The sequence below is a fragment of the Rhodospirillaceae bacterium genome, from assembly GCA_040219235.1.
GTDB lineage: Bacteria > Pseudomonadota > Alphaproteobacteria > Rhodospirillales > Rhodospirillaceae > WLXB01.
Genome location: JAVJSV010000011.1, coordinates 970,897 through 996,724 on the forward strand (window position 1 = coordinate 970,897; position 25,828 = coordinate 996,724).

23 protein-coding genes are annotated in these 25,828 nt (G+C 54.1%); 8 read left to right on the plus strand and 15 right to left on the minus strand.

What is annotated here, in order from left to right:
* Positions 1–24 precede the first annotated feature (24 nt).
* On the minus strand, positions 25–945 hold the full coding sequence (locus tag RIC29_08570) for a universal stress protein (GenBank protein MEQ8734963.1): 921 nt from the start codon (positions 943–945) through the stop codon (positions 25–27).
* Positions 946–1,055: 110 nt separating this feature from the next.
* Between RIC29_08570 and RIC29_08575 the strand changes: the two genes are divergently transcribed.
* The gene (locus RIC29_08575; GenBank protein ID MEQ8734964.1) at positions 1,056–1,988 is read left to right on the plus strand and encodes a hydrogen peroxide-inducible genes activator; all 933 of its coding nucleotides are present in this window, start codon (positions 1,056–1,058) and stop codon (positions 1,986–1,988) included.
* Positions 1,989–2,114: 126 nt separating this feature from the next.
* Here the strand turns inward: RIC29_08575 and RIC29_08580 are convergent, their stop codons facing one another.
* The 3 genes from RIC29_08580 to RIC29_08590 all read right to left on the minus strand — a co-directional run bounded on the left by RIC29_08580 (position 2,115) and on the right by RIC29_08590 (position 5,067).
* The gene (locus RIC29_08580) at positions 2,115–2,285 is read right to left on the minus strand and encodes a hypothetical protein (GenBank protein MEQ8734965.1); all 171 of its coding nucleotides are present in this window, start codon (positions 2,283–2,285) and stop codon (positions 2,115–2,117) included.
* 188 nt (positions 2,286–2,473) lie between these two features.
* Entirely contained in the window at positions 2,474–3,481 is a 1,008-nt protein-coding gene (locus RIC29_08585) for a DUF1838 family protein (protein MEQ8734966.1), read from the minus strand.
* Between the two features lie 20 nt (positions 3,482–3,501).
* Complete coding sequence (locus RIC29_08590) at positions 3,502–5,067, minus strand: MFS transporter (protein ID MEQ8734967.1); 1,566 nt, start codon at positions 5,065–5,067, stop codon at positions 3,502–3,504.
* Between the two features lie 54 nt (positions 5,068–5,121).
* Here RIC29_08590 and hemH point away from each other — a divergent pair, with 54 nt between their 5' ends.
* Together hemH and RIC29_08600 are read left to right on the plus strand one after the other, a co-directional pair.
* Entirely contained in the window at positions 5,122–6,192 is a 1,071-nt protein-coding gene (hemH, locus tag RIC29_08595) for a ferrochelatase (GenBank protein ID MEQ8734968.1), read from the plus strand.
* Between the two features lie 91 nt (positions 6,193–6,283).
* Positions 6,284–7,159, plus strand: a complete 876-nt coding sequence (locus RIC29_08600; protein ID MEQ8734969.1) for a TauD/TfdA family dioxygenase — start codon at positions 6,284–6,286, stop codon at positions 7,157–7,159.
* A gap of 50 nt (positions 7,160–7,209) precedes the next feature.
* Here RIC29_08600 and RIC29_08605 read toward each other — a convergent pair whose 3' ends face one another.
* On the minus strand, positions 7,210–7,656 hold the full coding sequence (locus tag RIC29_08605) for a hypothetical protein (GenBank protein MEQ8734970.1): 447 nt from the start codon (positions 7,654–7,656) through the stop codon (positions 7,210–7,212).
* Positions 7,657–8,053: 397 nt separating this feature from the next.
* Here RIC29_08605 and RIC29_08610 point away from each other — a divergent pair, with 397 nt between their 5' ends.
* Positions 8,054–8,557, plus strand: a complete 504-nt coding sequence (locus RIC29_08610; protein ID MEQ8734971.1) for a YbaN family protein — start codon at positions 8,054–8,056, stop codon at positions 8,555–8,557.
* Between the two features lie 4 nt (positions 8,558–8,561).
* Here RIC29_08610 and RIC29_08615 read toward each other — a convergent pair whose 3' ends face one another.
* The 10 genes from RIC29_08615 to fliF all read right to left on the minus strand — a co-directional run bounded on the left by RIC29_08615 (position 8,562) and on the right by fliF (position 21,554).
* Complete coding sequence (locus RIC29_08615; GenBank protein MEQ8734972.1) at positions 8,562–10,679, minus strand: hypothetical protein; 2,118 nt, start codon at positions 10,677–10,679, stop codon at positions 8,562–8,564.
* Between the two features lie 19 nt (positions 10,680–10,698).
* Positions 10,699–11,526 carry a MinD/ParA family protein gene (locus RIC29_08620; GenBank protein ID MEQ8734973.1) on the minus strand — a complete coding sequence of 276 codons (828 nt, stop codon included), beginning with the start codon at positions 11,524–11,526 and terminating at the stop codon, positions 10,699–10,701.
* Positions 11,526–12,560, minus strand: coding sequence for a GTP-binding protein (locus RIC29_08625; GenBank protein ID MEQ8734974.1), 1,035 nt, complete (start codon positions 12,558–12,560; stop codon positions 11,526–11,528). The genes RIC29_08620 and RIC29_08625 overlap by 1 nt, the downstream gene beginning before the upstream one ends.
* A 71-nt stretch (positions 12,561–12,631) precedes the next feature.
* Complete coding sequence (gene flhA / locus RIC29_08630) at positions 12,632–14,812, minus strand: flagellar biosynthesis protein FlhA (GenBank protein ID MEQ8734975.1); 2,181 nt, start codon at positions 14,810–14,812, stop codon at positions 12,632–12,634.
* A gap of 183 nt (positions 14,813–14,995) precedes the next feature.
* Entirely contained in the window at positions 14,996–16,315 is a 1,320-nt protein-coding gene (locus RIC29_08635) for a sigma-54 dependent transcriptional regulator (GenBank protein ID MEQ8734976.1), read from the minus strand.
* 78 nt (positions 16,316–16,393) lie between these two features.
* The gene (locus RIC29_08640) at positions 16,394–17,209 is read right to left on the minus strand and encodes a MotA/TolQ/ExbB proton channel family protein (protein MEQ8734977.1); all 816 of its coding nucleotides are present in this window, start codon (positions 17,207–17,209) and stop codon (positions 16,394–16,396) included.
* 7 nt (positions 17,210–17,216) lie between these two features.
* Complete coding sequence (gene fliN, locus RIC29_08645; protein ID MEQ8734978.1) at positions 17,217–17,642, minus strand: flagellar motor switch protein FliN; 426 nt, start codon at positions 17,640–17,642, stop codon at positions 17,217–17,219.
* Positions 17,643–17,692: 50 nt separating this feature from the next.
* The gene (locus tag RIC29_08650; GenBank protein ID MEQ8734979.1) at positions 17,693–18,757 is read right to left on the minus strand and encodes a FliH/SctL family protein; all 1,065 of its coding nucleotides are present in this window, start codon (positions 18,755–18,757) and stop codon (positions 17,693–17,695) included.
* Positions 18,758–18,784: 27 nt separating this feature from the next.
* On the minus strand, positions 18,785–19,804 hold the full coding sequence (fliG, locus tag RIC29_08655) for a flagellar motor switch protein FliG (protein MEQ8734980.1): 1,020 nt from the start codon (positions 19,802–19,804) through the stop codon (positions 18,785–18,787).
* A 121-nt stretch (positions 19,805–19,925) separates the two neighbouring features.
* Entirely contained in the window at positions 19,926–21,554 is a 1,629-nt protein-coding gene (gene fliF / locus RIC29_08660; GenBank protein ID MEQ8734981.1) for a flagellar basal-body MS-ring/collar protein FliF, read from the minus strand.
* A gap of 184 nt (positions 21,555–21,738) precedes the next feature.
* On the opposite strand from fliF, the gene RIC29_08665 reads away from it, so the two are divergent.
* From RIC29_08665 to RIC29_08680, 4 genes are all read left to right on the plus strand, one after another.
* Positions 21,739–22,746: a hypothetical protein gene (locus tag RIC29_08665; GenBank protein ID MEQ8734982.1), complete on the plus strand. Its 1,008-nt coding sequence runs from the start codon at positions 21,739–21,741 to the stop codon at positions 22,744–22,746.
* Positions 22,747–22,943: 197 nt separating this feature from the next.
* Complete coding sequence (gene nadA, locus RIC29_08670; protein MEQ8734983.1) at positions 22,944–23,972, plus strand: quinolinate synthase NadA; 1,029 nt, start codon at positions 22,944–22,946, stop codon at positions 23,970–23,972.
* Positions 23,973–24,006: 34 nt separating this feature from the next.
* Complete coding sequence (gene nadC / locus RIC29_08675) at positions 24,007–24,864, plus strand: carboxylating nicotinate-nucleotide diphosphorylase (protein ID MEQ8734984.1); 858 nt, start codon at positions 24,007–24,009, stop codon at positions 24,862–24,864.
* Between the two features lie 14 nt (positions 24,865–24,878).
* Entirely contained in the window at positions 24,879–25,760 is an 882-nt protein-coding gene (locus RIC29_08680; GenBank protein ID MEQ8734985.1) for a class I SAM-dependent methyltransferase, read from the plus strand.
* The last annotated feature ends 68 nt before the right edge of the window (positions 25,761–25,828 follow it).

The window sequence follows — 25,828 nt, forward strand, 5'->3', positions numbered from 1 at the left end:
AAGGAGGTCGTGTGGTACGTGTTATTATGCATAGGCGATCTTTCCTTCAAGGGTGACCGGCGAAACGAACTGACTTGGTTTTATCGTCAGAACAGAGCAGTTCACCTGTCTGAGGACGGTCTCTGCGGTTGTTCCGATGAAGAAACCTGGGATACCTGGGCGGTCGATGGTGCCCATAACAATCAAATCAATGTTGTGGGCTTTCTCGACAGCCGTGATCGCCTGCCAGGCTTCGCCGCGTTCAATATGGGTCTGGATATCACCGAACGTTTCAAGAAAAGGCTTTAGGATCTCTGTGACAGCGTCCTCTGTCTGACTCACATGGCGTTTTAGAATTTCCGTGCGAACCGTGTCTGGCACTTCAGACTGTAGCGTGTAGGCATCGTTGCCGGTGACATCCCAGGCATGCACAACATGAAGGTCAGCGTCTTCCAGATTCGCCAGCGACGTCGCCAACTTTAGAATGTCTGTCGTGATTGCGTTCTCATGTGGAGTATGGGGATGCACATCAATCGCAGCCAAAATGCGCCGGAACTGCTTCGCCTCGCCGGGCTTAAGCACCCAAACAGGGCAAGGACATTTGCGCATGAGGTGAAGAGAGTTGCTGCCAAACAAAAGGTCGCGGAACCCGCCCGGTGCTTCAGCCGCCATCAGGACCAGATCATTTTTTTGACCCAGGACCTGTTGAATGACCTCGAAAAATATTTTTCCACGGCGCACCACGCTGTGCGCCTCGACCCCAAGCGCGCGGATGGGGATGACAAGACCAGCAAGGGCCCGCTCACGCTCTGCGATGATGTCGGAAGACACATAGACATCCTCAATCACTTCAATGAGTGTGAGTGCGGCGTTGTTTCGTTTTGCCAGTTGTGAAGCGCGGTCGATGACTTCATCGGTGCCCTTTGCGTCGCCCACGACGGCAAGAATGTTATGAAAGCGTTTCACCAAAAACTCCTGTTAACGAACGTGATGGGGGTATAGGGGATTAACTTGAATAGGGAAATAAGGTGATTATATAAATAATGATAGTTTAAAACTATGAAAGTGAACGCGCTGTGAATAACACCACTCTGCCAACATTACGCCAGCTTCAATATTTGGTGGCTGTGTCAGAAACCCGTCATTTTGGGAAGGCGGCTGATATGCTCGATATCACTCAGCCGTCTCTCAGCGTGCAACTGAGGACTCTGGAAGAGACATTGGGTGTGGAACTGGCGGAACGGGGGCGTGGCGGCGTTGTGATGACGCCAACAGGCCGGGCCGTCTCTGAACTGGCGCAGCGAGTGCTGTTGGATGTGCAGGCGATTGTTGATCTTACGGCTGGGGCTCAACATGGGCTCAGTGGCACGATCCGTCTAGGAGTACCGCCGACTGTTGGCCCGTATTTATTGCCGCAGGTGATCAAGCGCCTGCACAAGACTTACCCGGATTTGCGGTTGTACGTGCGTGAGGAGCCGCCGCGAGATTTATACGCCGCGTTGCTGGCCGGCACCTATGATCTGATCGTGACACCTCTGCCGGTGATCTCCAGCGAAGTCGTGGTGGAGCGGTTGTTTCGTGAACCGTTGTATTTTGCCTGTGCCACCGATCATCCACTAGCCACCCAAAGCGAAATTGACCCGGCGGCGTTGAAAGATGCAGAGGTGCTGGCGCTGGACCCTAAGCATTTGTTGCATGATCAAGTGAGAGATCTCTGTGTTGATCTTGGTGCTGTGATGTTGCGGGACTTCGAAGGCACCAGCCTTGATACGTTGCGACTGATGGTTGGCAGCGGATTAGGGGTGACTTTTTTACCGGCGCTGTATGTCAAAACAGAAATCGGAGCGCGGGGTGAGGTGGCGGTGGCTAAACTTAAAAATAAGCAGATTCATCGTACGATTGGCTTGGTGTGGCGGAAGCATCATTCGAATGCCGATGGTTACCGGCAGATTGCAGACATCATACGCCATTCCGTGGCGGCACAGTTTAAAGACACGATCGTTTTATAAGCTGGGTGTTTTATAAGCTGGGGTTTTAAAACCGGGTGTGAAAAAACCGTTTTGGGCTCTGCTTGGGGGAGAGCAGAGCCCAGTCACGGCCTGATTGGGGACAGGTATCTCAGCGCTGGGGAGACGCTAGGCTGCGGCGAGGACTTCAGGTGGTCCCCGCTCCTGCTCCGCTTTGGCGGCCGGTTTGGTTTTTGTATTGCGGATGGCTTTCCACATCAAAGACCGTTCTAGTCGACTTGTCCGTGTGCTTTTAAACGTGTCGCGGCCCGAGAGGTAAGACGCGGCGTGTTTGAACATGACAGTCTCCTTTGATCCAGTTTCCGGCAACTGTTTTTGCGTTGCCGTTGATATGAATTTGGGGTCCGTCCCGCACACTCACAAGTGTCCACGCATGAAATTCGCGCACGTTGCGTTAAAGCAATCTCGACGTTAGGAGAAAACTATCTTCTGTGATCTTTAGGACAGACCTGCTGCCAGTTTTTACACTAGCTCTGGCCTTTTGCTGCCACAGGAGCGCGCAGCTCTTTATAGACATTAAAGCTGGAATTGTTTGGTGTGCCCCAACTGTCTGGCTTTGGGGCTGACAAGAATTCTGGGTAGTCCCGCTCCGCTTTTACGAGGAAGGCTTTGGGCAGTTGTTCGACGCGGTTGAATTTGTGCATGGAGCAACGGTAGTACAAATGTCCCTCAGTTTGTCCCATCAACATCCAGGGCAGATAGGGCGCGAGGCGCATCCAGGTGCCGACATAGGGAATGGAGGTCAGGTCTTGGTTTTCTAAATCCGCCGCGCGGCAATGGCGGTGGAACATTTCTGAAATGCGCATCCTCTCGCCAGAGCTTTCCCGGGGCCATTCATCGGGTTGGAGTTCTGATTTGAGTTCCTGGTGAACTTCGAATAGGGCGAGGGCGGAGCCGTTAAGAATTTCCCAAGGCGGGTTGAACGGTGAACGGACGATTGTGCCTTCCATATCAAACTCGAAAATCGGCGCGATTTCGGCGTTTACGGTCATGTTCTGAATGGGCAAAACTTCAACACTCTCGTTGTTCAGTGGGTTCTCCCAAACGTCAACAAATTCGCCGGTGTTGATGTCGGAATAGAACGCCAGTTCGCGGTTGAAGACGCGGTATTTGTTGTCGGGTTGCGGTTCTATGCGCCGCACACCAATGCCGGCCAAGCCGCACAGCGGCGTCACTTTTTTCCAGTCGCCGACCACGTTGTAAATTGTGCCGGAATAATAGCCGACAGAAACTTTGGAGGAATCCAGATCCCCCTGAAGACGAATGTAAGACCTCAAGTTTTGTGCGGGGTCTGACAGGTCGATGCTGATTTCGTCGCTGCCTGGCGTCAAACCCGCCTGTGCTTGTCCTGCGCCAAGTGCGGCGCCCATCAAACCGGCGCCCCCGAGACCACCGAGGCCACCGAGGGTTTTTAACAGGCCGCGCCGGTTGAGGTCAGCGGTGAGCGGTGATGAAATGGGGTAATGGAAATTCATAAGAGGCTCCTTTTTAAGGACTACGCGGATTGTTTGATTGAGACGTTGGGTGATGAGGCAAAAACGCGGACGCACACGGCGATGCAAAAAAGTGTGGCATTGGCCACGCCCATGAGCACGAAGGGACCGGCAGGCATCCAGGCGTCGAACAGGTATCCACCGATGGACGCGGCCAGTAAAATGCCGATGGCGCCAAAAAAGCCGAACACGCCGACAACGGCGCCGCGTCCGTCTTTCGGGGCTTCCTGGCCAATCAAGGCTTGCGCCGCCAAGACCGCGTTAATCTCGCCCATGCCCAGGATGACCGCGGCGCCGTACATAATGGGCTGCGTGGGGTCGCCGATGAATCCCAGAGACAAGTAGCCGATGGCGGCGATGGCCATGGCGATGGACAAGGCGGTGACTCGGTCAACGCGATCAATAATCACGCCAGCGAATGGGGCCCACAGGACAGCAAACGTCTGCACGACGACAAAGAACAAGATGCCTCTTTCCAATGCCTCTTCGGCGCTGTAGCCGTTGGCCATTCCCGCTTGCACCAACCACAGAGAGAAGAACGTGCTGACCACAGTCAGATCACCGCGGGAGACGAACGCGGCCACATAGGATAAGGCCACGCGCGGATTGCGACCGGCCTTTAACCCCTTGCTCAAAATGTCCGGCAGCGGTTCTTTCTCGGTTTTGGTGGAGGGCGTGCCGCCCTTTAGGCCGATACGAATGATGATCGCATTGATCAGGCAGATGGCCGCAAAGGTCCAAAACGTCATGCGCCCGGCCGCGATCTGATCCACGCCGCCTTCCACGAACCATCCGGGCATGAGGCTCGACGTGCGCAATACAATGACAACGCCAATGCCCTGGAGCAAACCGCAGAGGCCGAGCAGTTTGCCGCGCCAGGCATTTTGCGGATAGTCCGCCGTTATGGTGGTGATCATCGCGGTGTTGCAGGCAACGCCGACGGCAAAGATCATGCGATAGGCGGTCAGCTCAGCAATACTCTCGGCGGTGGGATAGAGCATGTAGCCGATGAAGAGAAAGACGTATCCAGCGGCATAAATCGGTCGCCGGCCAATTTTATCGGCGAGCAAGCCGAGAGGCCCGATCAGCACAATCACCACAAGCTCATTGAACAGCACCAGCCGTCCAGACAGCGCCCCCTGATTTTCCAGCGGAATGTTGAGGATTGTGTTGAACAGATAGGGTTGGGTTGAACTCAGAAAAACCGAACTGGCGATGGTGAAAAACGCGGCATAGAGCAGGGTGTAGACGTTAAGCCTTGAGAAGCCGGGCTCAATCCAGACGGGACCGACTTTAATGCCATCCCGGTTAGGTTCGGCTGGTGCGGACGACATGGTCAAAACGCTTCCCCACGCTCGTTTTCTGTAAAATTCAGGTGATCCTGTTCTAAGGCTGCGCCTCAGCTTCGAATAGCGGATTGTCGTCAGCGTTGCAGACCTGTCGTCGATTGCGCGCGGGAGGGCGTGTTTGCTCTTCTTTTCAGGCGGTTTGTCGTCAAACCCGATCACGTCCACAGGATTTTCGTGGTTTTTTGGCCTTTTCAGGTCTTTGAATGATGCAGCGGGCATGCCATAACCCCCTCAAATTTTTACTCGAAACGAGCTTCAGTTTAGAGAGGCTGCATGGCGCATCAAAAATTGGCTGTTGTTATTTTCAACCTCGGCGGCCCGGACTCCCCTGAGGCTATTCAGCCCTTCCTGTTTAACCTGTTTAACGATCCCGCGATCTTGCGTCTTCCTAACCCGATGCGGTGGATCCTGGCAAAGCTGATTTCCTGGCGCCGGGCGCCGACCAGTCGCGAGATTTATGATCAAGTTGGCGGCAAATCGACACTTTTGCCGGCGACCGAAGAACAGGCCAAAGCGCTTAAAGCTGAAATTCAAGATATGGCGGATGATGTCGAAGTCTTTGTGTTTATGCGCTACTGGCATCCGATGGTTGAGGAAACCGTATCGAAGATAAAACAGTACAACCCTGACCGTATTTTGATGCTGCCGCTGTATCCCCAGTTTTCGACAACGACCACGGGCACGTCAGTGCAGGCGTTTCAAAAAGAGGCCGTGCGGCAAGGGCTTTCTGTGCCCCAGGACACACTATGTTGTTATCCGCTGCATCATGGTTTTCTTGACGCAACTGTCGCCAACATCGTCACAGCGCTCGACGAAGCGTCTGCCTATGGCACACCACGGCTGTTGCTGTCGGCTCATGGTTTGCCGGAGCGCACAATTAACGCCGGTGACCCGTATCAATGGCAGGTCGAGCAGACATCAATGGCGATTGTTGAAGCTTTGGCCAGGCCCGGTCTGGACTGGGTGACCTGTTATCAGAGCCGGGTTGGTCCGGTGAAGTGGATTTCCCCCCACACGGAAGATGAAGTCGCCCGCGCGGGCGCGGATGGGGTGCCGGTTGTCATTGCGCCGGTGGCCTTTGTGTCTGAGCATGTTGAAACGCTGGTGGAGTTGGATATCGAATTCCGTGAGATGGCCAAGGACTCCGGTGTGCCGTTTTTTGCACGCACCCCGGCTGTCGCCGCTGATTGCACTTTCATCAGAGGTCTAGGTGATTTGGTGCGCGGTGCTATGAACTCTGATGATGTTGTTGTTTCAGATATTGGCAGCCGGCGCTGCCCCATGAAATTTGGAACCTGCCCTAACACCAAGGGCGTCAACGAAGACTTGCGCCCCGAGATTTAAAACATATATTTAAAACTCATATCGACTCAAAAATACTTTATCCCGTGGCACTTCCCGCTTCGAGAGAAGTTTTACATAGGTAATATTTCTGATGGCATCTGCAACTGCGCTCAAACATCCCGCAAGATCAGCAGCCAGTATTTTAGAGATCAAACCGATGACCGGCGCGCTGGGCGCAGAAGTGCGAGGTATCGATTTTAGTGCGCCACTGAGTGATCAAGAAATTGATGCGGTTGAGGCGGCGCTGTCTGAACATCTGGTTTTGTATTTTCCGGATCAGGACTTAGAGCCGGACCATTTGAAAGTGATGGCGGGCTATTTCGGCGAACTCGAGAAGGAACGTTTTATTCCACCGCTTGAGGGGTATCCCGGGGTTCATGTGCTGAAGGGCATCAGCAAAAGCAAGCTGACCACGCAAAATTTAATTTGGCACGTTGATCATAGCTATAAACCTGAGCCCAGTTTTGGGGGCGTCCTCTACGCTGTTGATGTGCCAACGTCCGGCGGCGATACCATGTTCTCCAGCATGTACAGGGCCTATGACGCGTTGTCCGAGCCCATGAAGCACTACTTAGAGGGGCTTGTGGCGGTGCATGATGTTGTGGCCTATGGCTTGCGCTCGGGTCTGTTTGAGACAGAGGATACGCGTCAGGCAATTCTCAGAATGCCGCTGCCCACTGAGCATCCGCTGGTTTGTACGCACCCGGATACGGGCCGCAAAATGCTTTACGTCAACGAAGCCTGGACCACAAAGATTAAGGATCTTAGTCCGCTTGAAAGTAAGTCGATCCTGGCGTTCTTGTTTGAACACGCGACCCAGCAAGAGTTCCAGTGTCGGGTGAGGTGGCAAAACAAAGGTCTACTGTTGTGGGATAATAAAGCGGTCCAGCACCGTGGTGTGCCCGACTATGAAGGCCCACGCCTAATGCACCGGGTTGCCATTCAAGGCACGTGGAAGCCCTCGTAAAGGCGCCAGTTTCAGATTGACGAACCACAGCTGCTTTCTTGTTATTTCAGTTAATGAATCATGTAGCGCACGCAGGTGGGGCCGGAGCGCGGGGCTCTGAGCTGATCGGTGAGGGAGAGCTCTTCAAGCTTCCACGCTCTGTCCGGCAAAAAGAGTCCGGCGCGGGCAAGACCCATCGCGGCGGATTCTGCGTGAGATAATGCAATCCGAACGGCGGCTCCTGGTAGCAAGTGGGTGAGAACATCAAAGGCTTCGAGCGTATGGCCGCGTTGTAAAGCGGCTAAGGCATGGAGCAGGCGTTTTTCATCATCGCTGATGTTTGGACAGGTGGGGGCATGAACGGCCACTTTTTGTGACGCGGTTGTGCCGACGATCGCTAAGAAAGTGGCAAACGCGTTTGATGCGTCTGGACAGCCTGCTTCGTCTAACCCGGCATCGAAACGCTGCGCTGGCGTCATCGGCCGGTTGATGCCCAGACCCATGTTCGGATGGTCCATAAGGCAATCATTTCTGATGTCTTCAGGTCTGAGGTCCGCTGTTTGTCCGCCAGTGTGCCGAATTGAACCTGCGAGATGTTTTTATCTGTTTGCATCATCACTTTGCTTCCATCTACTTACCGCTAAAGAGAAGTAGATGTTATTGATAATTATTATCATTGCAAATGATTATTAATAAGGGTACATATTCATTTATCAGCTTGATGCCATTCAAAGATTGGCTGACTCCTGTGTGATTCCAGCTCCCTCCCCTATGGAGTCACGCCTAGGTCGGGAGAGGGCTTCGGTCCTCTCCCGCAGTCTTGACCTCTGGATCGAGGCACCGGAAAATCTGCTCATCCTTGCCCCCATGCGTGCGCTTGGTCTAAAAGGCAGTCTCAGGCGTAAAGAGAGCTCAATGTCAGACGCAAAACCAGATCATCAGGCCCTAGATCATGAGGCTAAAGCCCGCGCGGCAGGATGGGACGGCGCACCGCCGCCGCCCTTGTCGCATTCGAGTCTGTGTCCGGTGTTCTTGGCAGTCGGCTGGCTCTGCGTTGGATTAGGGTTTGTCGGCGCGTTTCTGCCGGGTTTGCCGACAACGGTTTTCCTGATCATTGCCTTGTGGGCGTTTTCTAAAAGCTCTGACCGGTTACGATGGTGGCTGTGGACGCATCCAAAATTTGGCGCGACCCTACGCGCTTGGCATATGCATAGGGTGATTCCTCCACCGGCAAAAACCGCAGCCGTGGTGATGATGATGATCAGTGTTGCGATTGTCGCTGTCACGGCATCAACCTGGGTGGCGCCGACCATCTTAGCTGTGGTGTTGGCCCCGATTGCGACGTGGATCGTAACGCGGCGGAGTGCACTGCCACTGGCTTTACCTGACTCCCATGCGACTGAGTCTGCTGACGCTTAAGGCGTTAGGCCCAAACCCCATCTCTTTGTTGTTTGAATGGCGCGCTCTGGCCAATGGGGTCAGGGAACTTAGGTGTGACTTGAAACGTGAGTCCGCCTTTGAGTCCGACCGCCTGGTTGGCGACGATAAACAATCCTGTCAGGTCACGTCGGACTTGATCCGCGAGAGTCTCGTGACTGCGGATGACCAGATCAAATCCATTCACATCCTCACGCACCATACCATCCAGTTGCAGAGGCCCCATTTTCGAAAGGTCGAGTTCCAGCAAGAAGCGAATACCTGATCCCTTTTTATCTTCTTTCTCGTCGTCTTCGGTGTCTTCCCGGCGCGTGATCAAGCGAATCTTTTCAATCTGGCCTTCTGCGTTCCAGGGAATCGGCGTCGCGCGCCATTCCCCACCTGTGTCGCGAGATTGCGTGCTGAGTTGAGAAACTTCGCCAGCGATGCTTTTGGCGAGATGGGCACCCCGTGGGCCCGTGCGCTCCAGAGCACGCAGATTGTTATCTCCCGGCCATTGCCGCGGTTCGCCACTGCGCATGGCTTGAACAAACGAGAGCGCGGCAACTACGGTCCGTGGGCCGCCGTCCGGAATTGTGTTGGCCAGAAGTTGCGCTGCCTGCGGGTCTATCCGTTGCATCAATTGAAGCGCTTCGGTCAACGTCGGCCAGGGAGTCACCCCGGTTGCGAAGGGCAGCCCCCCCGGGGCTGGCGGCGGTGCGTTTATACCAGTCGCCGCGCCGCGCGGCAGGGTTTGTGAGATCACTTCAAAAGTCACAGTTGTGCCGACAGGAAGGTTCGCCGCATTGGCCAATTGCACTGTACCGGTAGCTGTTTGCACGGTGGGTTGTCCAGCGTTAGAGAGCGAAGTGACTGTACCCGTTAAGGCCAATTGAAGAGGTGCTGATTGCCCCTGTGTGGGCGTTGCAAACGGGGTTGTCGGCCAGCCTTGTGCCCCAACCAGACGCAAGCCGCTTTGCGTTGAACCGCCGCCGGGCAGCAGCGCGTTTGGTCCTTGGGGGGATTGTTGGGTGAGCGCTGACGTTGGTGCTTGTCCTGTTGCTGTCGTCGTTTGCCCGGGGACAGGTGTGTTTATCGTTACACCTGCCGCGTTCGTTGGTGGCCCGGTAGTGGTAGTCGCTATGCCTCCGGCTTGGGGTGGTGTTACACCCGGTTGTCCCGGAGTCAGCCCGGTGACTCTTAGAGTGATGTCTGACCCGGTCACCAGACCGATCTGCAGTGCGGTGGCCGCCGGTGTTGTCGCTGTTGGTGTTCCGCCTGGCAGCGCCGCGCCAGGTGTTGCCGCTTGCCCTGGCTGTCCCAGTGCTATCTGTCCTGGAGTTGCTTGGCCTGGCACAGTTTGGCCCGGCATAACCAGCCCTGTTGGCTGACCTAGTTGAGCACTCAAAGCGGTCGCTAGGGGCGTAGCCCCGCTCATCACAAAAGCGTTGAGGGGGCCTGCTTGTGTCAGAGCGACAGGCCCAAGGGGTGTGGCGATTTGTCCAAAGGTAAGTGCCGCAGCCGAGGTCAATTGTGTTGGGGCCGGTCGTGCGCCGGTCTCCGTTGGGGGAGGCTGGGCCGCACGGTCTGCCGCAAGTTGCGCGAGAGCCTGTTGCACAGGTTGACCGTTCACGGTGGCAAATCGCACCGAGACTTGTGTATTCGACGACGTCGCGACTTCCAGAGTGACGCGGGTCCCCTCCGGCAACGGCAAGGGCGTTCTTAGGGTGATATCGCCAACCGGGGTGCGCACCTGAACGATTTGAGGTTGGGTGGTTTGTGCAGGCTGGGCCTGCCGGGGGTCCGCAGGCTGGGCCTGCCGTGTATCCACTGATTGAGCTTGAGTATTTTGAGCTTGAGTATTGGCCGCGCGCGCCAAGTCAGCCCGGTTGGCATCAACCGCGGCTTGTGTGGCTTGAACTTGTGCGGCTTGTGCAGCAACTCTGGCGGCGTCTACGTTTGTGGCCTGCGAAGGGGGAGCGACAACAGTGCCTTCAAGACGGGCACCCGCAGCCAACCGTAACACCTCGACAGAGGGATCCCGCACGACAGCCGTGGGAACAGCTTGCGCAGCCGCGGGTTGCGGTTGGGGCGTCTGTGTGGCCGGTGGCGGTACAGTAGACACGGCTCTCCTTCGTCAGCTTCTATCCCGCAAGCAGGTTTTCAGAGATCGCGGTAATGTCGAGGGCGGCTTCTGAACTGGGGGACCGAATGAGAATGGGGGTTTGATTGCGGATGGTCTCGCGGACTCGCGCATCTCGTCGGATGATTCCCGCCAAGGGGGGCGAAATTTTTAGAAACCCCTGGCACGCCTTAAACAGAGTTTGATATGTCCGTTCGCCCTCGCGTGTTGAATTGGAGGCGTTTACGACAACCCTGATGTCCAAATTTGGCCGCTCCATCGCCGTGACTTTAATAAAGGCATAGGCGTCGGTTAGGGCTGTGGGTTCATCGCTGGTGACCACGAGCACTGTATCTGCGGCGCGCGCCAGTTGGCGTACGGATTTTTCGACGCCAGCCCCGAGATCAAGAATTACACGATCATACCTTGCCGCCATCAAGCCGAGATCTTCGCCCAAGATTTGTAGTCGAGACAGTGGAATGTTGGCCAAGCTTCCCGAACCCGAGCGTCCGGCAATGACATCAAAGCCACCTTGTTCGTAATGCATGGCGGCCTGATTTAAAGAAAGCTTGCCGGCAACGACACTGCCCAAGTCATAATGAGGCATCAGGCCAAGTTGAATATCAACGTTGGCCAAGCCGAGATCACCATCAAACAACAAAACACGATTGCCCCGCATCGCCATGGCGTGACTAAGGGTGATGGAAAAGAACGTTTTACCAACACCGCCCTTGCCAGAGGCCACAGCAATAATGCGTCCCCGCTTGGCGGAAACGGCAGGCCGACCTGCGAGGGAGGGTGTTTCAGCGCCTGCCGGTGGACGTGACGAGGGGGGCAGATCGGAATTCATTAAGATACCTCAGTTCTGGGGTCTATGGGCTGACCTGTGGGCTGTTCTAGCGAATCAGTGTTTTCGAAACGCGCGGGTTGCAAGTCTTCATCTGGCGGCAAGATCATACGGGCCATGGAGACCGGATTGATCGCGCATAGGCCGGTTGCCACATGTGGATTCAGACTGACTTCTGAAAACATCAGCTGGCCTGCGTCGGCGGCGGCGAGGATGGCACCGAGTCTGCGCGTCATATCCAGGCGTGTGGCCAGAATGCGGGTTGCGCCGCTGGTGGAAAAGGCTTCGCCAATGTCGGCAGCTTCGCTGGCATCACCGCCTGCGGCAAGCACGAGAATTGGTTCAACATCTGCACTTTGGGACAACGCTTTCAGGTAATCCATATCATGATGGCTGAACGGATTGAGGCCAGGGCTGTCGATAAACACCAAGTCATAGTTGGCCATCATTTCATTAACGGCATGAGGCAAGGCGTCTGGGCCACGCACCTGTTGGATTTCAATTTCCAGAATTTTTGTAAATGCTGTCAGTTGTTCAACAGCTCCAGCGCGCACTGTATCTGTGGTGATGACACCGACCGGACGCCCCGACAACCGGGCGCGGGCTGCGAGTTTGGCCACCGTGATTGTTTTTCCTGAACCTGGTGGGCCGACCAGCATGAAGGGTCTGGTCGCCTTGCGCTCGGGCAGAGGAGCGAAATCAAAATTATCTTCCAGGGCTGCGGCGCAGGCCATGGTTGGGGATCCCACTTCAACGGAGCGGGCGGTCATGACCAGCTTCTCGATCAGGCGCGCTGGGACGCCATGGTAGGCGAGGGCGTTGCGTACATTTTCCGAGAAGGGTGTTGCATTTTCTCCAGCCAGCGCCCGGGCGATATCTTCTTCACCTTCAGGTTCCTCCAAGGCCGCTGTGATGCGCACGCCCTGACCATCGGAAGAACGCTGGGTGGAGACGATGATCGCGTCTTCCCCAAGTTCCTCGCGAACGAGATTCATGGCTTCGGCCATGGTGGCGGCTGTGTAGGACTTCAGGCGCATAGCGTACGACCTATCGCGCTCCCCATCGCGGTTCTCGTGGCTTTCAGTTTAATACTTAAGCTCACTATAAGTCAGATTTGTCCGACCGTTTTGATTTTTGCCTTCGGATGTATCTCGTTTTGCGACATCACCACGGTCATGGGCCGGAACCGGTCAATAATGGATCTGACATAGGGGCGAACGGTCGGTGACGTCAGCAATACGGGGGTTTCCCCTTGCATTGCAAATCGCTCAAAGTTCTGCCGCACTGCGGTGATGAATTCCTGAAGTCGTGACGGCGGCATGGAAAGCTGTTTTTCCTCACCCTGGCCGACCAAGGATTCGGCGAAGGCTTGCTCCCATTCCGGCGAGAGTGTGACCAGTGGGATCACGCCGTCGTCATCGCTGGAAAAGTCTGAGAGTTGCCTCGACAGGCGGGTGCGCACATGTTCGCTGATTTGCATGACGTTGCGCGTTGTCACACATGCCTCGGCGACTCCTTCAAGAATGGTTGGCAGATCGCGGATGGAAATGCGCTCAGAAAGTAGGTTCTGAAGAACGCGCTGAATGGCGGCGACGCTGATTTGGGCCGGTACAACTTCAGAAATCAGTTTTTGTTGTTCCTTGTCCAACTCATCCAAGAGTTTCTGTGTCTCGGTGTAGGACAGCAGTTCCTGCATGTTGTCGCGCACGACTTCGGTCAAGTGCGTTGTGATCACGGTCGGCGGGTCGACAACCGTGTAGCCACGGAACAAAGCTTCTTCACGGGCAGACGGATCAATCCATAGCGCGGGAAGGCCAAAGGTTGGCTCACGTGTACGCTCACCGGGCAGCGAAATTTCTTCACCGCGGGGGTCCATGACCAGGAGCATGTTGGGCCGTAAATCGCCACGCCCGGCTTCCACTTCCTTCACGTAAAGCGCGTAGGAATTGGCAGGCAGTTGCATGTTATCTTGAATGCGCACGGACGGCATCACGAAGCCCATATCGGTGGCAAGCGCACGCCGAAGGCTTTTGATTTGATCGGTCAGGCGATGGTTGTCGTTGTTGATCATCGACAACAGGCCATACCCCAGTTCCAGTCGCACTTGATCGATGCGCATGGCCGATGAAATGGGTTCTTCTGAAACTGAAGGTTCGTTTTGGCCAAGCTCCATATCCATCTCGGCTTCAGCGGCCAAGACGAGGTTGTTTTTGTAGGTCATCCACCCGGCCGCACCACCCGAAAGCAGCGCCAAGAACAGGAATGGACCCATAGGTGTGCCGGGCAACATGGCCAAGCACATGGCCATGAAAGAACTCATGCCCAAGGCTTTTGGATAACGGGTGAATTGGGTTGTCAGCGCCACATCAGCGGCTTCATCCAGGCCGCCTTTAGACACCATGAGGCCGGCTGCAACGGAGACGATGAGGGCCGGAATCTGACTGACCAGTCCATCACCGACGGTCAGCATTGTGTAGGTGTTTGCGGCTTCGTTAAAGGTCAGGTTGTTCTGGGCCATCCCTATGATCATGCCGCCGATGATGTTGATGACGGTGATTAAAATACCTGCAGTTGCGTCCCCACGGACGAACTTGGATGCACCGTCCATGGCACCAAAGAAGTCGCTTTCCTTTTGCAGTTCGTCACGCCGTTCTCTTGCCGTCGGCTCATCAATCAGACCCGCGGACATATCGGCGTCAATGGCCATTTGTTTGCCGGGAAGGGCGTCGAGGGTGAACCGGGCTGTGACCTCGGCGATGCGTCCTGCACCCTTTGTAATAACCATAAAGTTCACCAGCACCAAAATGGCGAACACAATGATACCAATGACAAAGTTGTCGCCCATGATGAAACTGCCGAACGCGGCAATAACGTCTCCCGCTGCATCTGGTCCTTCGTGGCCTTCCGCGAGAATAAGCCGCGTTGACGCCAGATTGAGCGCGAGGCGCAGCATGGTGGCAATCAGCAACACCACTGGAAACGAGTTGAATTCGATGTTGCGGGAGATAAACACCACTGTCATGAGAATGAGGACAGACAAGGTCAAAGACAGAGACAGCGCGATGTCGAGCAGCCATGCTGGCATCGGCATGATGAGCACGACGAGGATCATCACCAAGCCGAGGGCGAAGCCAAGATCGCCACGTTTTGCGGCATTGCCAAGCTTGCTTAGGGCGGCATCATAGTCGAATCCTGGCCCGGCAGCTTGATTCCCTGTCGTTGATAGGGCTGCGCCGTCTGCAGGAGGCGCGCCGCTTGGGGCAGCGCCAGTGGAGTTGTCTTCAGCCATGTGAGTCCCGGAGTCCCTAAAGAGCTCAATAAATCCCAGTATTCAGCGATTTCCAGGCCCGTCCCGGGGCGCGGCGGAAGGTCCGCTTCATACCCTGCACTTTGCCCTGGGGACCGTTAACAAGGTGTTTAGATAGGCAAGAAATGCCTATCTATTGCTAAGATTCAGCAGATTTGTATGGCTTTAGGCGTCGCCGGGCGAGGGGACGGGAACACCTTGCTCGACATAGGTGTTCAGTTTGTTCCGAAGGGTGCGAATCGAGATTCCGAGAATTTTTGCCGCATGGGTGCGGTTGCCAATGGTGTGCTTCAAGGTATCGATGATCAGGTCGCGCTCGACATCCGCCACAGTCCGCCCCACCAGGCTCTGAGAGTCCGCTCCGTCACCGGCCAGATCACCGCCCATGCCACCTGTAATGAGGACCGCCTCAGCGGTGATTTCGGTGCCAGTGGCCATCAGAACGGCGCGGTGCATGGTGTTTTCGAGTTCGCGCACATTTCCGGGCCAGTTATGGCCTGACAAGGCTGCCATGGCGTCGTCATCAATTCCATGAATGGTAACGCCATTTTCTTCTGCGTATTTTTCCATGAAGTGTTTTGCTAACAAAGGCACATCAGTGGGTCTGTTGCGCAACGGCGGTATGGCCACGCTGACCACGTTCAGGCGGAAATACAGGTCTTCGCGAAACCGTCCCCCTTTAACTTCAGCTTCCATATTGCGGTTTGACGTCGCGAGAATGCGCACATCGGTGTCTATGGTTGTGTTGCCGCCAACACGCTGAATTTCTTTCTCCTGAATCGCCCGCAATAGCTTTGCTTGCAGGCCCAAATCCATTTCTGAAATTTCGTCCAGCAGGAGCGTGCCGCCGGTGGCTTCTTCAAACTTACCAATACGGCGCGCAACGGCACCGGTGAAGGCCCCTTTTTCATGGCCAAACAGCTCTGACTCAAGAAGCTCACCGGGGATTGCCGCGCAATTAATGGCAACAAAAGGCTTGTCTTTGCGGCCACTTTTGCGGTGAACCAATCGGGCGATCAGCTCTTTACCAGAGCCAGATTCCCCAACGATGAGAATGCCTGCCTGGCTGCGCGCCACTTTTTCGACCATATCGACACATTTCTGCATCGCCGGGTCGGTGAATATCAACGCGTCCTGGTCGTCGCTGATGGCTTGGAAAACGGCAGCGATCAGGTCTGGGTCGGGGGGGAGAGGCAGGTACTCTTTCGCGCCAGCTTTAATAGCCGCAACGGCTGCTTGTGAATCGGTTTCAATGCCGCAAGCGATGACCGGATAATGCAAACGCTCGGCCGCCATGGCGACAATGAGTCCGTCCACATCCATATTGACGTCAATCATGACAAGGTCTACGCCCTGGCCGCCACGCATCACCCTCAAGCCGTTGTCGACGGTGTCGGCCTGCACAACCTTCGCGCCCCTGGCGACGGCTATCTTACTTGCCGCACCAATCTGACCGCCCAACGTTCCGATGATCAGAAGCCGCATTAATCCCTCTTTCCAAACACATGACTTAACCCCTGGTTCAGCAGGGTGCTTAAACCCTGATCTATCAGGGCAACGGTATTAATCAAAATATTTTACTTTGCGATCTGGCGGCAAAGCGCTGTTGAGCTGCAATTCAAGCCGCCGTGGATTGTCTTTACGCGCGATGGCGATGACGCCCGTCATATAAATCTGGTTGATCAGGTGCTCATTCGCGGCGTTGCGCTCAAGCTTAGAGGCGAGCGGGTTAAACACCATTGTGGCCAGAATAGCGCCGTAAAATGTGGTTAAAAGCGCAACAGCCATGGCTGGGCCAATAACATCGGGATCTTGTAAACGTCCCAACATCTGCACCAATCCGATCAACGTTCCGATCAGTCCCATGGCCGGGGCAATCTCAGCGGCCTTGCGCAACACACTTGCGGCACGCATATGACGCTGGCTGGTTGACATGAGGTCTTGGCCCAGAATTTCATTGATTTCTTTTTCGCCCAGACCGTCGATCACCAGCCCTAGTCCTTTGTGCAAGAACGGCTCGCTGACAAAACGCAATAGTGGGGCACCCTGAAGTTTGAGGGCGCCGTTCATACGGCAGAAGTCAGACAGCTCAAGCATCGTATAGGCGGTGTCGCGTGCATCATGCTCACGATACACAACGGTTGTGCCGAGAACAGCGCCGGTTTGGGCAATGTCCCTGAAGCTAAAGCAGATTGTTGTGACCGCAAGTGTTCCTGCAACGACAATAAGCGCCGCTGGGACGTTGAAGAAAAAGTCTGCCGTGCCACCAATAATAATTGCCGCGACGATCAAGGTGAAGGCGCAGCCAAGACCAAGTATGGTTGCGCCATCAATGATTGTGCGACGCGGCGCAGCGGTTATGTCTGCGGTGTCGGACATAGGGTGGTCAGTTCCGTTGTGTCTTAATGATTTCTGTCATGGTGATGCCGAGACGTTCATCAACAACCACAACTTCACCACGCGCAACCAGACGATCATTGACATAAATGTCGATGGCTTCGCCGACTTTGCGATCCAATTCCACAACCGCGCCGCGCCCCAACTTGAGCAACTGGTTCACTTGCATGGACGATTTACCTAAGACAGCCGATACGCGCACGGGAATATCGTAAACGGCTTCGAGGTCCTGTGCCGATCGCGGCTTGTCAGGAACATCAACCGGCGGATCATCAAAGGCGTCGCCTTTGTCCTTCTGGGCGGACGCGAGCTCACCTGAGAGCTCTTTCAAGCCAAGGTCGCCGTCGTCAGCCCGGTCATCACTATCTTCGGACGCATCAGCGCCTTCAGGGATGTCATCGTCGTCATCTGCCATAATCATTTCCGCCCCTCGTCGGGCGGCCCCACGTGATTAAATGCGGTTTATCAGTTGCTGCCTGACGGTTCAGGCTTGTTTTCAGTAATAGTATCATTCTCGCTTGTCGTCTCGTCTGTGGCCAGTGATTCCGGCTCTTTGTTTTGTTCCGACCCATCTTGTTCCAGCCCGCCTTGTTGCGCTTCATCCTGATCAGACACAACTGTTTCTGCCTGTTCTGAGAGAGCTGCGTCTTGAATCGCGGTGCTCGAACTTTCCTCTGATGCGTTATCTGCTGCGTTCGGCTCTGCAGAATCGGTTAAGATGGCATCCTCTGTAGCACCATCCGCTGAAATATCATCGTCTGGAATGGCATCTGCGGCTGCATCCATGGCTTGGACGTCTACGGCGCCAACATTTTCTTCCACAATGGTGCGGATTTCTTTCCAAAGGCGGTCTTCGTTTCTGTCAGCGCCGCCGCCATTCCATTCGACCCGGCAATCGCCCGGCTGCAATTCGTAATCGGGTACGACAGATATTTCGCCATTGAAGTTTGATTTTTCACAAATCGTGTTCAATTGATTTTGAACGTCCTCAGCAATCATAGTGTGTGTGCGGACCGTCAATTTGGGTTCTTCGTAGACCAGTGGCAAAACTTCGCGGACCAAGGCTTCAACAGATTCTATAGCACTGGCTTGAGCATGCTCCGGAACGACTTTCTCAATAATGGCATACACCATACGCATTGCTGTCTGGCCAATTTCCGCGTTGGCTTTGTCCTGATGCGCGGTCAACGCGCCCAGACCCTCGCTGATCAGATTTAGGGCGTCAGCCGCGTAATGCTCTCTGGCGGTTTCCGCTTCTTCAAGGGCAGCTGTGTGCCCTTCCACATAGCCGTCTTCTTTAGCGGCCTCCAGATCAGCTTCGGTGTAAATTTTAGGCGGTGGCGGCGGCGCTTCAGGCTCTGTCTCTTTGGCTTTGTTGGCGGTGTCTTTGGTTGGCACCTTTTTTGGGATCTTAATCTCGACGGCTGGCCCATATTTTTCGCCAGGCAGATAGACCTTCGACGGATCGTCGAACGAGCGATCAAATGTGAACGGCTTGGAACGTGCCGAGGCTGATCTGGCGGGTGACATGGTGTTTTTCTCTAAGTCCTAATTGTCTTAGTAGACCAACTCGTCGTCGTCCTTGCCTTCGGAAATAACGATCTGACCAGAGTTGGCCAGCTCCTTGGCGAGGGCTACGACAACGTTTTGAGATTCTTCGACATCGCGCAAACGCAATGGTCCAAGTGCTTCCATATCGTCTTTGAGCATCTTGCCGGCGCGTTCTGACATGTTGCCAAAGAACAGTTCTTTGAGATCGTCGGACGATCCTTTGAGCGCGATACCCAGCTTGTCTTTCTCGACATGGCGCAACAGCGTTTGGATCGCATTGGAGTCCAGTCGGATAAGATCTTCGAAGGTAAACATAAGTTGTTTGATCTTCTCGGCTGATTCGCGATTGCGCTCTTCCAAAGCCGTGAGGAACCGACTTTCCGTGTTGCGGTCCAGGTTGTTGAAAATCTCGGCCATCATCTCGTGGCTGTCGCGACGTGCTGTACGCGCCAGATTGGACATGAACTCGGTGCGCAGTGTTTTCTCGATGCTTTCCAAAACGTCTTTTTGCACCGATTCCATATGAAGCATACGCATCACGACTTCCATCGCAAACCCTTCAGGGAGCAACGAGAGAACACGGGAGGCGTGGTCAGGTTTAACCTTAGAAAGAACAACGGCAACAGTCTGCGGGTATTCATTCTTAAGGTAGTTGGCGAGCACTTGCTCATGAACGTTGCCCAGCTTGTCCCACATGGTGCGACCGGCAGGACCACGAATTTCTTCCATGATGGTGGAAACGCGATCTTTATCCAAACTCTTGATCAGCAGGCGTTCTGTTGATTCGTATGACCCGACAAGCGAGCCGGTGTTGGAAATGGCATCCGCAAAATCGACAAAGAGTCGTTCCACAAGGTTAGCGCCGACGGTTCCGAGACTGGCCATGATCTGGGACAGCTCTTTAATTTCATCGTCTTCCATCATGTTGAACAGCTTGCCAGCCTGCTCTTCGCCAAGCGAGAGCATCATGATTGCAGCCTTCTGCGGGCCGGTCAGGCTACGATAGTCTTCTTTAACCCGGGCCATATCCCTTGCTCCTTCGTCTTTTGAGACCGTCTAACTGGGAGGCGGGCTCAGTACAGTCTTAATATAACGCAGCACATGCCGCAGCCCTATTGGCAATTCCTTCAATTCATCCCAGGTCTGGCTAAGCTTCTTGATACAGCCAGGTCCGGAAAATTGAGATTGCTTCTTCAGGGTGTTTATCAACGATATCGTTAATCTTGCGCAGGCTTGAGGCTTTCACACGACCTTCAACCTTATCGATATCAATCAGTTCATCCAGGTCTTCATCTTCATCCTCAGTGGGCATCGGCATTGGCATGCCACCAGGACCAGTGAGTTGCGCCAATCCGCCATCCGCCGACAATAAGGCATCTTCTGCGGGCATGGACTCAAAGGCTTTCGTGACCAACGGACGCACGACGAGTAGAATGACCAGGACAGCGACGATGGCCACACCCAGACCTTCGGCCATGCGCATGACTTCTTCTTTGGAGAAGCCAAACAAGTCGAAGGGTTCAATGTCACCGGCAAGGTCATCAAAGCTCGTGAACGGCATATTGATGACTTCAATTTGATCACCCCGCGCCGCGTCGGCCCCAATAGCCGAACGCACAAGGGACTCTAACTTATCCATCGTCTCCGTCGGTAAAGCTTGATAAACGCGCTCGCCATTTTCGTCTTCGACATAGTTGCCATCAACAAGGACGGCGACGGAAAGACGCCGGACAACGCCAGACTCACGAATCTGGTTTACGACGCGCTTTGAAATTTCAAAGTTGACCGTTTCCTCTGTTCTTTGCTCAGAGGTTGAAGACCTAGGCCCGCCTTGGTTTTGGAACTGAGCATCGGGCAGGTTCTGTCCGACCGTGACGTTGTCGGGGTCTGAATCTAAGGTCTCCAGGTTTTCATCAACTGTGACCGTTGATCGTGGCACCTGGCCATCAGGATCGTATATTTCTTCTTCCGTGACAACACGGTCGAAATCCATTTCGGCGCGAACTTCAGCCCTGACTTTGCCAGGGCCCAAAGAGCTCTCGACCATGGCAACAATGGCGCTGGACAGACGGTTTTCGAGTTTGATCCGCGCTTCATCTTGTTGCACGGCAACCATTTCATCGTCGTTGCCAAACGTGCGGGACAGCAGCGTGCCGCGTTCATCAACAATCGAGATATTGGATGGCATCAGTTTTGGGATCGCAGACGCAATCATATGCTGAACCGCATTGACCTGATTGGGGGCGAGGCGACCGGCTGACATTTTGATGTACACAGATGCGCTGGGGTCTTGCACTTCGCGGGTAAACATCTCCCGTTGTGGCATCACCAAATGGACGCGGGCAGACTGCACCCCTTCAATTGATCGAATGGTCCGCGCCAACTCACCTTCCAGGGCCCGGACCAAGTTCACGTTTTGCATGAAGTTGGTTGCGCCGAGGGCATCCATATTGTCGAACAACTCGTAACCCACTGATCCACCGGTGGGGAGGGCTTGTTCAGCCATCTGGAGACGCACTTGCGTTACCTGGTCTGCGGGCACCATAATCTCAGCGCCATCTTCCTCGACCTGAAACTTGATCCCCGACAATTCCAACTGCCGCGTAATTTCACGCGAGTCGGTCGTGCTGAGATTGCCGTAGAGCAATTCCATAGGTTGTGTGGAAAACCGCGTCGCAAAGAAGATAATGAATGCGATTAACCCGACAGCGACGCCTGCCATGGCGGCCAATCGGGCAGGCCCAAGGTTTTTGAGCTGCTGCGTAAACGGATTCACGTTTGGTCCCTTTCCCAAATGGCCTAAAGTCTCTTGTCGTCCCAGACTTTTCTGATCTTTCAGGCCAAAAAGCTTTTGTTGCCTCTAGGTTTGGACGTTAAGAGGGCTGAGTGAAGAAGACGTTAACACCCGGCAAGATTTGCCGGGTTATTGCTGATCGCAGTGGGTGGCTTATAAAATTCCTATGAAAAACCGACCAGAATCAGAGTCAGCAGAGGCCGTGGTGCTTGATCTCAGTGCTGTGATCGCGACGGTCACGTTGGATGAACCCCGGGTGCTGCTGGTTAAAGCCAGTGATCCCGCTAGCGAAGCCAGTGCGCGGCCACGGCTGCCGTTCGGGCCTTTTAACCCATCTTCGGACCGGACCATGGAAGAGGGGTTGCGTCGTTGGGTTGAAAGTCAGACAGGATTAAATTTAGGATTTGTAGAGCAGCTTTATACTTTTGGAGACCGCTTTCGCGATCCTGTTGCCATTGCCGGCGGCGCACGCTCGATTACTGTTGGTTATGTGGCATTGGTGCGCCAATCCTCGGCGCGTCGTCCGGCTGGGTCGGACTGGTTTGACTGGTATCGGTTGTTTCCCTGGGAAGATTGGCGCAGCGGTCGGCCGAGTCTCATTGAGGATGTCATCCAGCCGGAGATTTTGCTGTGGGCGGCGTCCGCTGAGGATGCAAAATCCAAACGTTTGCGCCGTGAAAGAGCTGAAATTGCCTTTGGTTTCAATGATGTAGGGTGGGACGCCGACCGCGTGTTAGAGCGCTATGAACTGCTCTATGAAGCCGGATTGGTGGCCGAAACCGTTACCGACGGACGCATAAAAACGGGCGAAGGCCAGACTGAGGCGCATCCCCGGACGGGCCTGCCCTTACATCAGGATCATCGCAGAATTCTGGCGACGGCCCTTGGTCGGTTACGTGGCAAGATTAGGTATCGGCCAGTGATTTTTGAGGTTATGCCCCCGGCATTTACTCTTTTCCAACTGCAACGTGCTGTTGAGGGACTCGCAGGTGCGCCTTTGCACAAGCAAAATTTCAGACGCCTCGTTGCCGCTGAAGGACTCGTAGAACCGACGGGCCGAGTCTCAGCTGAGACTGGTGGTCGGCCTGCTGAATTGTTCAGATTTCGGCGGGATGTGGTGCGCGAAAGGCCAGCCCCTGGCGTGCGAATGCCGCGTGGAAGGCGCACAAAATAGTCCTTTTCTATAATTTTAGCGTCTCATCCTGGCGTTGAGGTTGATACGAATATTGTCTACCGCATTGGTTTTCTTGACTTCTTGATCGCGGATACCTACCTTCCGCTCATAGCGAGCATAAGCATGCCTTTTTTATAGGCTCCCCATATGCTCAAAATAAGTATAAGTGTCATTTAATCGCAAATGAAAGTATTGGCATGAACGCGTCAAATAGCGCTCCACTGGACTTAACCTATAACGAGGACATCCAAACGCGGATGGCCCCTATGTACGAGCGGGTTAAAAAGGTCATTCCTGAAATTGAGTGGGCGGTTCACGCGCCAAAGATTGATGCGATCAATCGGCTCAAGGCTGAACGCAATGCCGTGATCCTGGGTCATAACTATATGACCCCAGAAATTTACCACTGTGTCGCAGACATTGTTGGCGACTCCTTGGCTCTTGCACGTCATGCGGTTGATACGGATGCGGATGTTATTGTTATGGCCGGCGTCCACTTTATGGCTGAGACGGCAAAGCTTATTAATCCCGATAAGACGGTTCTTATTCCCGATTTACATGCTGGGTGCTCCTTGGCCGCTTCTATCACGGGGGCAGATGTACGCCTGATGAAAGAGAAATACCCTGGTACGCCCGTTGTGACTTACGTGAACACATCAGCCGACGTTAAAGCAGAGTCTGACATCTGCTGCACGTCAGGCAATGCCAAGCAGATTATTGAATCTCTTGGCGTTGATCAGGTCATCATGCTGCCTGACGAGTACCTAGCGCTAAACGTTGCGCGCGAAACCAATGTCAAAATTATAACGTGGAAAGGCCGCTGCGAGGTCCATGAACAATTTACGCCGCAGGATATTCGCGACTTCCGCGAGAATTATCCCGGTGTTGTTGTATTGGCACACCCAGAGTGTCCACCAGATGTGATTGACGAAGCAGATTACTCAGGCTCAACAGCGGGCATGGCCGATTATGTTGGTGAGCATAATCCGGGTCGTGTTGTGTTGGTGACGGAATGCTCCATGAGCGATAACGTTTCAGCTCAGTATCCCGATATTGAATTCGTAAAACCCTGTAATTTGTGTCCGCACATGAAGCGCATCGAGTTGGATAACATTCTGACGGCATTGCAGAACATGGAACACGAAGTGACCATTGACCCAGCGATCGCAGGCAACGCACGACGCGCTGTTGACCGGATGTTGAATGGCTGGAAGCCTGGCGCTTAACGCCGTCTGATGCTGGGGGCTTGCAGGTATACCAATGACTGCGCCAGTTCGCCCGTTACCGCTTACGCTGCTTGACCCAATTATTCAGGTTGCGTTAGCCGAAGATATTGGCACGGCAGGTGATGTTACATCTGGATTGACGGTCCATCCGGGGACACAAGCCAGTGCTGAAATTGCCGCGCGGAAGTCCGGCGTTGTGGCGGGTGTTGCGATCGCGGCACGGGTGTTTGCGGCAGTTGATCCTGCTGTAACGACACAAATCTGCATTGAAGATGGTCAGAGTGTTAAGCCGGGCAGCGTTGTTCTACGTGTGTCAGGTTTGGCTCAGTCGCTATTGACAGCCGAGCGCACAGCCTTGAATTTTCTGGGTCATCTCTCTGGCGTTGCAACTGAAACACGTAAGCTTGTTGATGCCGTTGCACACACACAAGCGAGGATTTGCTGCACCCGTAAAACCACGCCTGGACTTCGGGCGCTCGAAAAATACGCCGTCAGATGTGGCGGCGGATATAACCATCGCTTTGGTTTGGGCGACGGTTTGTTGATTAAAGATAACCACGTTGTCGCAGCCCAGGGCGTTGCCGCTGCTGTGCGGCACGCCAAATCCAAAGTTGGGCATATGGTGAAGGTTGAAGTGGAAGTGGACCGCCTTGATCAAATCGAAGCCGCGTTGGAAGCCGGTGCGGACGTGATCATGCTGGACAATATGGATCCTGCGACCATGGCGCAGGCTGTGAAGCAGATAAATGGCAAAGCCATTGTTGAAGCTTCAGGGTCAATTACTTTAGACACCGTTGCCGCCGTTGCAGAAAGTGGCGTAGACGTCATTTCAGTCGGGTGGATCACCCATTCCGCACCCTGCCTTGATGTCGGCTTAGATTTTAAATCTTAACAGTAGAATTCTGAATGACCCAACCAGCCATAAAACCCTCAGTTATCGAAAGTTGGATGAACATAGCCTCACAGGTGCCTGAGTATGAAGCGATTCTCCCTACTATACCTGATCTGCGGGCGTTTCTTTCTGACGATGTATCGGCCAATAATCTGCATGAGAACCTAGCAAAGAATAGCTTGATTCAACAGGCTTGGCGAGATGGGGCTCAAAAGGGGCAAAGCTATTTTGTTGATGTCGGCCCGTACCTTGATCATGGCGGAGAAGTGGTCGTCAATATGGATAGTGCGAGATCGCTGTCAGAGTTTAAGGGGTCTTTAGTTGGTAAAGGCTCGAAAGTTTGGCAAAGACAAGTCGCAATGAATTTTGCAGCATATAAGGATACTTTGCTTGCCGGTCATGACAGCGTGGCAACAGTTGATCTATCCCCATTGTATATTGCGCTGTGGGTTCTTGATGATGTGTTCGAGATTCAGAGGCTAATTCCAACCACAGTCGAAAGTGTGTTGGATATAGGTTGTGGCGTAGGCGCGGCAAATATTTTTATCAATCAAATAGGTCAACGTGCAAAAACGTTCTCGCTTATAGATACGGACGAAGAATCATTAAAATCGGCTCATCAGCTTTTAAGGGATAACGGACTTAACATTAAGTCTCCTGACTTAATCGATACTTTCGACCTGATCATCTCTTTGAGATCTTGCTGCTTCTTATACGGATTTGATGAATATGAAGCCATCTTTCGCAACCAAACAAGAGAGGGCTCAGTGATTATTGTTGATGTCGGTCACGATAGAGTTGAAGAGACGCTCGCCTTCTTTGGTGAGCTTTGCTCTAGTGCACGAGTCTTGACCCAGGATGATGCCAACAACCACAGATACATATTCGTGCGGTGAGCCGCGAATCAACTCATTTCCAACCACCAAATAAAAACCCCAAAGCGATTAAGCTTCGGGGTTTTGTC

Excerpts from the sequence above, each read along its gene's own strand:
- RIC29_08585 (MEQ8734966.1), bottom strand. The coding sequence starts at position 3,481 with ATGAATTTCCATTACCCCATTTCATCACCGCTCACCGCTGACCTCAAC.
- RIC29_08610 (MEQ8734971.1), top strand. The coding sequence starts at position 8,054 with ATGTCAGACGCAAAACCAGATCATCAGGCCCTAGATCATGAGGCTAAA.
- RIC29_08650 (MEQ8734979.1), bottom strand. The coding sequence starts at position 18,757 with ATGTCACCCGCCAGATCAGCCTCGGCACGTTCCAAGCCGTTCACATTT.
- RIC29_08640 (MEQ8734977.1), bottom strand. The coding sequence starts at position 17,209 with ATGTCCGACACCGCAGACATAACCGCTGCGCCGCGTCGCACAATCATT.
- RIC29_08600 (MEQ8734969.1), top strand. The coding sequence starts at position 6,284 with ATGGCATCTGCAACTGCGCTCAAACATCCCGCAAGATCAGCAGCCAGT.
- fliN (MEQ8734978.1), bottom strand. The coding sequence starts at position 17,642 with ATGGCAGATGACGACGATGACATCCCTGAAGGCGCTGATGCGTCCGAA.
- nadA (MEQ8734983.1), top strand. The coding sequence starts at position 22,944 with ATGAACGCGTCAAATAGCGCTCCACTGGACTTAACCTATAACGAGGAC.
- RIC29_08680 (MEQ8734985.1), top strand. The coding sequence starts at position 24,879 with ATGACCCAACCAGCCATAAAACCCTCAGTTATCGAAAGTTGGATGAAC.
- RIC29_08625 (MEQ8734974.1), bottom strand. The coding sequence starts at position 12,560 with ATGCGCCTGAAGTCCTACACAGCCGCCACCATGGCCGAAGCCATGAAT.
- RIC29_08635 (MEQ8734976.1), bottom strand. The coding sequence starts at position 16,315 with ATGCGGCTTCTGATCATCGGAACGTTGGGCGGTCAGATTGGTGCGGCA.
- RIC29_08590 (MEQ8734967.1), bottom strand. The coding sequence starts at position 5,067 with ATGCCCGCTGCATCATTCAAAGACCTGAAAAGGCCAAAAAACCACGAA.
- flhA (MEQ8734975.1), bottom strand. The coding sequence starts at position 14,812 with ATGGCTGAAGACAACTCCACTGGCGCTGCCCCAAGCGGCGCGCCTCCT.
- RIC29_08580 (MEQ8734965.1), bottom strand. The coding sequence starts at position 2,285 with ATGTTCAAACACGCCGCGTCTTACCTCTCGGGCCGCGACACGTTTAAA.
- fliG (MEQ8734980.1), bottom strand. The coding sequence starts at position 19,804 with ATGGCCCGGGTTAAAGAAGACTATCGTAGCCTGACCGGCCCGCAGAAG.
- RIC29_08665 (MEQ8734982.1), top strand. The coding sequence starts at position 21,739 with ATGAAAAACCGACCAGAATCAGAGTCAGCAGAGGCCGTGGTGCTTGAT.
- nadC (MEQ8734984.1), top strand. The coding sequence starts at position 24,007 with ATGACTGCGCCAGTTCGCCCGTTACCGCTTACGCTGCTTGACCCAATT.
- RIC29_08620 (MEQ8734973.1), bottom strand. The coding sequence starts at position 11,526 with ATGAATTCCGATCTGCCCCCCTCGTCACGTCCACCGGCAGGCGCTGAA.
- hemH (MEQ8734968.1), top strand. The coding sequence starts at position 5,122 with ATGGCGCATCAAAAATTGGCTGTTGTTATTTTCAACCTCGGCGGCCCG.
- RIC29_08605 (MEQ8734970.1), bottom strand. The coding sequence starts at position 7,656 with ATGGACCATCCGAACATGGGTCTGGGCATCAACCGGCCGATGACGCCA.